This window comes from Lysobacter xanthus (assembly GCF_047159895.1).
In genome coordinates this window covers 87,601-96,164 of sequence record NZ_BAAGAB020000004.1, presented here as the reverse complement: position 1 = coordinate 96,164, position 8,564 = coordinate 87,601, and the positions used below count along the sequence as shown (strand labels likewise).

General features: G+C 69.7%; 7 protein-coding genes. 4 read left to right on the top strand and 3 right to left on the bottom strand.

Annotated elements, in window-relative coordinates; all coding sequences use genetic code 11:
• From ACY35P_RS03020 to dxs, 4 genes are all read left to right on the top strand, one after another.
• Positions 1 to 204, top strand: a 204-nt coding sequence (locus tag ACY35P_RS03020) for an acyl-CoA dehydrogenase C-terminal domain-containing protein (RefSeq protein WP_462114346.1), incomplete at its 5' end; no start/stop codon positions are given.
• A 66-nt stretch (positions 205 to 270) separates the two neighbouring features.
• Positions 271 to 930: an HNH endonuclease gene (locus ACY35P_RS03015; RefSeq protein ID WP_462114345.1), complete on the top strand. Its 660-nt coding sequence runs from the start codon at positions 271 to 273 to the stop codon at positions 928 to 930.
• Positions 931 to 1,060: 130 nt separating this feature from the next.
• A complete protein-coding gene (locus ACY35P_RS03010; RefSeq protein ID WP_462114344.1) occupies positions 1,061 to 2,287 on the top strand; it encodes a hypothetical protein in 1,227 nt (408 codons plus the stop codon).
• A gap of 78 nt (positions 2,288 to 2,365) precedes the next feature.
• A complete protein-coding gene (dxs, locus tag ACY35P_RS03005) occupies positions 2,366 to 4,261 on the top strand; it encodes a 1-deoxy-D-xylulose-5-phosphate synthase (RefSeq protein ID WP_462114343.1) in 1,896 nt (631 codons plus the stop codon).
• 90 nt (positions 4,262 to 4,351) lie between these two features.
• Here the strand turns inward: dxs and ACY35P_RS03000 are convergent, their stop codons facing one another.
• From ACY35P_RS03000 to ACY35P_RS02990, 3 genes are all read right to left on the bottom strand, one after another.
• Positions 4,352 to 6,502, bottom strand: a complete 2,151-nt coding sequence (locus tag ACY35P_RS03000; RefSeq protein WP_462114342.1) for a glycosyltransferase family 2 protein — start codon at positions 6,500 to 6,502, stop codon at positions 4,352 to 4,354.
• Positions 6,503 to 6,579: 77 nt separating this feature from the next.
• Complete coding sequence (locus ACY35P_RS02995; RefSeq protein ID WP_462114341.1) at positions 6,580 to 7,341, bottom strand: class I SAM-dependent methyltransferase; 762 nt, start codon at positions 7,339 to 7,341, stop codon at positions 6,580 to 6,582.
• Positions 7,338 to 8,564 (bottom strand): ABC transporter ATP-binding protein, encoded by a 1,227-nt coding sequence (locus ACY35P_RS02990; RefSeq protein WP_462114340.1) that lies wholly within the window; start codon positions 8,562 to 8,564, stop codon positions 7,338 to 7,340. The genes ACY35P_RS02995 and ACY35P_RS02990 overlap by 4 nt, the downstream gene beginning before the upstream one ends.

Below are 8,564 nucleotides of genomic sequence, written 5' to 3'. Positions count from 1 at the left end.
GCGCTCGCCTACTGGTGGGCCCGCAGCGTCGCCGCGGTTCGTGAAGGCGCACCGTCGCCCGCGTTCGCCGACGCCAAGCGCGCCACCGCGCGGTTCTATTTCGACCGCCTGCTGCCGCGCACGTTCGCCCATGTCGCGGCGATCCGCAGCGGCGCGACGCCCCTGATGGCGCTGGACGCCACGGCCTTCGACGCCGGCCGCTGAACCGCCCCGTCGCGCGCCGTGTCGCACCGGCGCGCGCTCGTCACCGTGGCGTTATAAGCTCGGGCCATGGCGCCTTCTCCTGCCCGCCTGCGTCTCGTGGACCGTGGTTCCCTCGCGGTGGCGGAGCCGCTGACGCCGCCTCCGGGCGGCTTCCCGCTCGACGGCGTCCGGCTGCTCGCGCTCGACGCCCACGGCCACGTGCTCGACTGGCTGCACTGGCAGGAAGCCGCCTGCCTCTACGCGCGTGAAGCGGTCGCCTGGACGCTCGGCGAGCCCTGCCTGCGCGTGCATGGCGGCATGTGCCGGCGCACCGGCGAGCGCAGCCTCATCGAGATGCACCCGATCGTCGCCTCGCGCGGCCGCGCGCGGGCGCATGCACTCAACCCGACGCCCGCACTGACCAACCCCGCCCTGTTCGCGCGCGACGCGCATCTCTGCCTCTACTGCGGCGAGGCCTTCCCGCGCAGCCAGCTCACCCGCGACCACGTCATGCCGATCTCGAAGGGCGGACGCGACAGCTGGGAAAACGTCGTCGCCGCCTGCTTCCCCTGCAACTCGCGCAAGCGCAACCGCACGCCGCAGCAGGCGGGCATGCCGCTGCTGGCGGTGCCGTACCGGCCGAGCTGGATCGAACACCTGATCCTGTCGAACCGGCACATCCTGGCCGACCAGATGGAATTCCTCCGCGCGCACCTGCCGCGCCGCGAGCGCCGCGCGCTGCCCTGAGCCCGCCGGACTGGGTCCCTGTTCACGATTCGACGTGCCGACCGCGTCGGCGGCAGGCCTTGCGGTGCGATGCGCGTTGACGCGCCGGGACCCATTCGCAACACTCGGACCAAATACCAGGCAGAGACCCATGTCCGCACTCACCCTCGGCTTTACCGGCATGGACGCGTCGACCGAGAGCGAACTCCGCCGCGCGTTCGACCAGGCGCTCGCCCCGTCCGGCGGCGGCTGGCAGCTCGTCGCCGACACCCATGCCGATTACGTCGTGGTGGACATGGACAGCATGTACGGGCCGATGAGCTGGCTCCGGCTGCACGCCGCCGGCAAGCACGTGGTCGGCCTCACCGGCGCACCCCGCACGCAGACGCCGTACCGGCTCGGCCGCCCCGTGCAGCCCGACGAGCTGGCCGCGCTGCTGCGCGACATCCGCGTCGGCAACGGAATCGAGGCCGTCGCACCGGCCGCCGTCGCCCCCGTACCGCCGGCAGCGGCAACGGCCCCTGCACCGACGCCCGCACCCGTCGCCGAGCCGCCGGCTCCCGTCGCGCCGCCGGCCCCGCGCCCGTCCGGCATGACACCTTCGCCGCAGCCGATGGACCAGCTGCCGGAAGAGCTCCCGGCCATGGCGCAGGCGACCGAGCTTCCGGCGAATCCCGAAGCCATCACCGAGCCGACCGCGCCCGCGGACGAGCCTCCGAGCGTCGCCGTCGGCAAGGTGCTGCCGCCTGCAGCGAGCATCGAGCCCGCCCCGGTGGCCGCACCCACGCCGGCGCCGCCGCAGCCGCTGCGCAACGCCGAGCCGCAGACGCTCGCCGAATGGCTCACCTCCGGCCGCCTGCGCGGCCGCCTGCGCTTCGCGCACGGCGAGTCGTCGGTGCTGCTCGATACCGACCAGCGCCAGTACTTCGGCCCATCGGCGCTCAAGCCCATCGCCCCCCTGTTCGAACGCGACGCCGCGCTGGCGGACTTCGAGTCCGTCTCGCCGGACGTCTGGTCCGCGCAGACCGCCGCCCTCGGCGCCGCGCAGCCGCTCGCCCGCCTCGTCTGGTTCGGCGCACTGCTGGCCGGCGGCGGCCGCATCGCACCCGGCTTCGACGCCGCCGAGCGCTTCCGCCTGCTGAAGTGGCCGCAGACCGAGCGCGAGTTCCCGAAGCACTTCCGCATCGCCACCGCGATGATGAAGGGGCCGGCGACGCTCGCCGAGATCGCGGAAGCCAGCAACGTGCCCGAGCCCGACGTCGCGGACTTCGTGAACGCCTCGCTCGCGACCGGTTTCGCCGAGCCGCATCGCGAACCCGAACCCGAGCCCGATGCGCCCGCGCGCGGCGGCCTGTTCGGGCGCCTGCGCGGCCGCTGAACCGGCACCCGCATCGATGCCTTGCCGCTGCCCATGCCGCGGCGGGACAATGCGGGGTTCGCTTTGCCGGCTGCTTCCATGATCGACCCGCAGCGCTACCCGCGCCTTTCCCGCATCGCCACGCCGGCCGACCTCCGGCAGTTCGGCGAGGACGAGTTGCAGGCGGTCGCCGATGAACTGCGCGCGTACCTGATCGAGCAGGTCGCCCTCGTCGGCGGCCACTTCGGCGCGGGCCTCGGCGTGATCGAGCTCACCGTCGCGCTGCACTGGATGTTCGAGACGCCGGTCGACCGTCTGGTCTGGGACGTCGGCCACCAGACCTATCCGCACAAGATCCTGACCGGGCGCCGCGACACCATCGCGACGGTCAAGCAGAAGGACGGCGTCGCGCCGTTCCCGAAGCGCGAGGAATCCGAATACGACACGTTCGGCGTCGGCCACTCGTCGACATCGATCTCCGCCGCACTCGGCATGGCGATCGCGCTCCAGGCGCGTGGCGACGACCGCAAGGTGGTCGCCGTCATCGGCGACGGCGCCATGACCGCCGGCATGGCCTTCGAGGCGCTGATGCACGGCGGCGGCATGGAGCCGGAGCCGAACGTCCTGGTGATCCTCAACGACAACCAGATGTCGATTTCGGAGAACGTCGGCGGCCTGACCAAGATGCTCGGCCGCCTCAGCGGCAGCCGCACGCTCAACGCGCTGCGCGAGGGCGGCAAGAAGCTGCTGGGCGACAAGAACAAGGGCCCCGCGCGCTTCGTGCGTCGCTGGGAAGAACACTGGAAAGGCATGTTCGTGCCCTCGACGCTGTTCGAGGAAATGGGCTTCCACTACACCGGCCCGATCGACGGCCACGACATGCCGGCGCTCGTGGCGACGCTGAAGACGCTCAAGGGCCTGAAGGGCCCGCAGCTGCTGCACATCATCACGACCAAGGGCAAGGGCTACGAGCCCGCCGAAGGCGACCAGATCGGCTACCACGCCGTCTCGCCGTTCGACCCGGCGCTCGGCATGGTCGCCAAGAGCGGCGCGAAGAAGCCGACCTACACGGATGTCTTCGGCGACTGGCTCTGCGACATCGCTGCGGCGGATCCGCGCGTCATGGGCATCACGCCGGCGATGCGCGAAGGCTCGGGCCTGGTGCGTTTCAGCCGGGAATACCCGGAGCGCTATTTCGACGTCGCGATCGCGGAGCAGCATGCGGTGACGCTCGCCGCGGGCATGGCCTGCGAGGGCGCGAAGCCGGTCTGCGCGATCTACTCCACGTTCCTGCAGCGCGGCTACGACCAGCTCGTGCACGACGTCGCGATCCAGAACCTCGACGTGCTGTTCGCGATCGATCGCGGCGGCGTGGTCGGCCCCGACGGTGCGACGCATGCCGGCAACCTCGACCTGTCGTTCCTGCGCTGCGTGCCGAACATGGTCGTGATGGCGCCGGCGGACGAGAACGAGTGCCGCAAGATGCTCAGCACCGGCCTCGAGTACGCCGGCCCCGCCGCCGTGCGCTACCCGCGCGGCACCGGTCCCGGCGTCGCGATCGAACCGACGCTCGACACCCTGCCGATCGGTCGCGCGGAACTGCGGCGTCGCGGTGCCCGCATCGCCCTGCTCGCCTTCGGCGCCATCGTGCCGGCGGCCGACGCGGTCGCTGCCGAACTCGGCCTGACGCTCGTCAACATGCGATTCGTGAAGCCGCTCGACCGCGACCTGGTGCTCGACCTCTCACGCACGCACGAGGGCTTCGTGACGCTCGAGGACAACGTCGTTGCCGGCGGCGCGGGCTCGGGGGTCGCGGAACTGCTCGCCGCCGAAGGCATCGTGATGCCCGCGCTGCACCTCGGCCTGCCGGATGAATTCCAGCACCATGCGAGCCGCGAGCAGCTGCTCGCCGAGGCCGGGCTCGACGCCGCGGGGATCCGCGACGCGGTTCTGCGCCGCTGGCCCGCAGAAGCGCTGCGCAAGGTTGGCGCCTGATTGCCAGGCGCGCGCGTCCGAGAAGCTTACGAAAGGGCGGCGCGACCGCTACCGCGCCAAACCGTTTGGCAAACGCGATTTCGAATGGCCTTAACGACGTGGCGGGTACGCCAGCTGGAACCCCGGACCATCGAGGGCGAGCTGCGGGTTGTAGGCGGGATCGCGGCGGAGCACTTTGTTCCAGCGGGCCAGCATGAGCGCCTGTTCAAGCCGATGACGACGCCGCTTGGCCGGGGAGTCGTCTGGGCCGCGCGAAGCGGACTCGTAGTGCAGCAGCTCCGCGCGCGGCGTCCAGACATTGGCGTAACCGCGTTCACGCAGACGTAAGCAGAAGTCGACATCGTTGTAGCACACGGCCAAACGCTCATCGAAGCCGCCGACCTCTTCGAAGCGCGCGCGGCGAAACACCATGCAGGCTGCGGTGACCGCCGAATAATTCTGCGCGAGCACCGCTCGGCCGTGGTAACCCGAGCTGCCGCGCGGCTCGCCATAGTGGACATGAGCCGCAACGCCACGCAGCCCCGTGACGACGCCGGCATGCTGGATGCGGCCGTCCGGAAAATAGAGCATCGCGCCGACCGCGCCGACCTCATCGCGCAGTGCATGGGCCACCATGTCGTCGAGCCAGTCGGGTGACAATGCGACCACGTCATCGTTGAGCAGGCAGGCGACCGCAGCGTCCGTCGAAGCCATCGCGCGGTTGACAAGTCGCGAGAAATTGAACGGCCCGGGCGCTTCGACGACATGCACCCTGCCTTCGGTGCGCAGACAGCGCAACAGATCGAGTGTCTCCGGTCGTCGCGAACCGTTGTCGACGATCAGGATCCGGATCGACGGGTAGTCCGTACCCTCGAGCAAACTCCCAACGCACCGCGCCAGCAGCTCGGGCTGGTCGCGCGTGGGGATGATGATGTCGACGCGGGAACGCGAAGCGGGCGTGGTATGGCGGAAGACATGGCCGTACGGCCAGCGGGGCTCGGCATGTCCCTCGAAGCCGAGCACGCGTGCGTGGCGCTCGACGGCGCGTGTTTCCGCATCGCGCGCTGCCCCACGCGGCGCCGGTGCATCGTGCCGATGGCACAGCACCCGCGGAAGGTGCACGACCTGCCCGGGTGACGCTTCACGGAGGATGCCGAGCAGGAGTTCACGACGCCACGCCAGGCTTTCTGTAGCCTGCCGCGCGCAGCGGAATGCACAGGCGCGATCGACGCCCACCAGCCCGGCAAGCATCTTGCGCGACAGCCAAAGGTCCGGGCCCCAGTCCGGCTTCAGATGCGAGGAATGCCGACGGCCGTCTTCATCGATGATGTCATCGTCCGTGTAGAACAGCACCGCCCCCGGATGCGAATTATGCGCCGTGGCCAGCGCCGCCAGGGCGGCTGGAGCCAGCACGTCCGACGCATCGACCAGCGCGAGCAGACTGCCGCGTGCGGCATCGACCGCGGCCTCGAACAGCGCGGCCGCCGTCGCTCCCGGCGGTCGTACCACTATGCGGAGAGCCGTGGAGCCGGCGATCGCTCCGAGAGCCCTACGCACTGCAAGAGGCGCGTCCTCGCGCACCGCGATGCACGTGTCCCACGGTCCTCCGTCCTGGGCACGGATGCTCGCCAACAGGCGGGTCACGTGCGCCGGCGCCGCCCGATCAAGAACCACCACGACCGAGAGCCCCACCGCGACATGCACCGCGTCATCGAAACGTGGCTGCGCATGGCCGGCGGGTTGGTGGCATCTAGCTGCATCGTCGAATAGCGCGAGCCAACCGGCATAGGTGCTGCTGGCGTCGTTTCGCGCTTTCACGTAGCGGCCGCGCAAACGGGTCGCGGCATGCCGGGGGCCGCCCCGCAGAAGGTCGTGCGCGAATGACGCGATGGTCCAGGCGGCAACGCGCATGCGATCACGCGGGGCCGCCGCCGCGATACCGCGGACGAGTTCCGCGAGCGCGCGGACCCTGCCGACGCGCCGAATCTCCACGCGGTCGATCGCGGCCGCATGTCCACGCCCGGGGGCGAAGGCGAGTGCACGCGGTGCCGAATCGAACACCACGACGCTGCGCAACATGCCGCGGGCATCCGGGAACAGCGGTGTTGCAGCGTCGAGCGGCACAAAGCCCTCACCCAGGTCGGCCATCAGCGGCGGAACCGGCCGGGAGGCGTCCTTGGCATGTGCGACCCACAAATACCAGCCTGGCTCCATGGCCCTGGCGGTTCCCGTGTCGAACGATGCAACGGGACGAGTGGACACCAGGGAGGGAACGCAGGCACTCGTCGTCGGCGTCTCGGCATCGCCGAGTGCGTGCGTCGCTGTTCGCCGGAGACCGATCACCGGGACGTGCTCCATTGCCGCCGCCCTAGCAGGCCGATGCGTGGCCCATTGCGTTCGTCGCGCTCGCTCCAGGTCTCGCTCGAGAAGCCAGCCTCATGGAACAGGGCGTCGATATCCTCGCGACGCAGCCAGAATGCGGAGCCTGCACGACCCGAAAATGGATCGCTCCAGCCACCTTCGGTATGCCGATAACCCAGATACTCGCGACCGTCCAAAACGGCAACATCCACGTCACGACCCGCCGCGGCGATGTGCGTGTCGAGATAGATCGCGTCGCACGCGGCAAGTGCTGACCGCAGGTGCGTAACCGGATCTTCCAGATGGTAGAGAACACCGCAGTGAAAGATCACGTCGTAGTGCGCGCCGACGCCGTGCTGCTCGATATCCAGCGTGAATACCCGAGCGGATCGCCCATGAACCGACAGCCGCGCAAGCGTCTTGATGACGTTGATCGGTCGCACGTCGACCGCGGTTACGTCGCTGCAGAACTCCAGCAGGCCTAGCGTGTGGATGCCCTCGAAGCAGCCGACTTCGAGCACGCGCTTGTCGGAAAGGTCGAGTTCGTTATGCAGCCGTATGATGCGTTTGTCCGGAACTGGCTGGAGCGTATCGCGCTTGTTCTCGCGGGTCGCGACGCGGCCGACGATGCGCCCGTCGGGGAGCGCCGTGGCCGCAAACCAGGGCAGCGCGTCGTTCACGTCCTGCAGAGCACGAGCGCTCAGGACCGGCAATGGGCGTCGTGGGCCGATGGTGCTCATGGCCCACCTATTGCGACCATGGGCGTTGCCGGTTCCGCCGGCGCGCATGTCCTGGCGGCTGCGGACCAATGCCCCTGTGGCTGCCAGCGTGTCGTCCCGAGGTGGAGACCGGAAACCTTGAAGTGCAGCGGCCGGCTGAGAAAATGTTGCGTGCCGTCTTCGCCGACGCCGACCACGACCCATCGATATCGGCCCGGACACAAGTGCGCAGGCCCCGCCTCGAGGCGGAAGCGCTGTCCCGGCCCGACGCGGAACGCCTGCCGCGCGGAATGCCAGTCGGCGAGCGCGGGGCCGTTGCCCTCGTGAAGCACGATACTAAGCGCGAGCGGCGCGTCGAAACCGTGCACGCCCTCGATCGACATCGCGGCGCCGTAAGGCACCGTCGCGGCGTCTTCCGCTCGACGCCCTTCGACGAGCATCTCGAAATCCACGCGTTCGGGATAATGCGAGAGCTCCCGCGCGGCTCCCTGTGCTCCTGACAGCTCCTGGTACAGGGCGATGCCGGCCTGCGGCGAGCCCAGCAGCACCGGGCGACCCTTCTGCAGCACGAGGCTGGACGTCGCCATGCGCGCGACGTGATTCATGCCGTGGGAGACCAGCACAACCGCCGCGCCCCGCCGCATGTCGTCGACGCGCTGGTAGCACTTCATCCGGAAACCAAGGTCGCCGACCGCGAGCACTTCGTCGATCACCAGGACGTCCGGGCACATCACGACGGTCAGCGCAAAGCCGAGGCGCGCTTTCATGCCGGAGCTGAAGTAGGTCACAGGCATGTCGATGCCGTCGTCGAGCTCGGCGAAGGCCACGACCTCATCCAGGCGGCGCCGGGCTTCAGTCGCACCGAGCCCGAGCATCCGTGCACGCAGCAGCACATTCTCGCGGCCGCTCAGGGAAGGCGCCAACCCGGCCATCAGTTCGATCATCTTCTCTACGCGGCCGCGACATTCCACGCGGCCCGCGTCTGGGCGCAATACGCCGGACAGCAGCTTAAGCAGCGTCGACTTGCCAGCGCCGTTGGCGCCGAGCACCGCAAGGCATTCGCCGCGCGCGAGTTCGAAGCCCACGTCGCGCAGCGCCCAGAACTCGTCCCGCCGCAGAACCGTACCGGGCGCCCGACCGAAAGTCGCCGATAGGAGGTCGCGCGTGCCGTACTGCAGCGCGCGGCTCAGGCTGCGCGCATATTTCTTGCCGAGGCCATCGGCCGTGACCAGCACGTCGGCCAT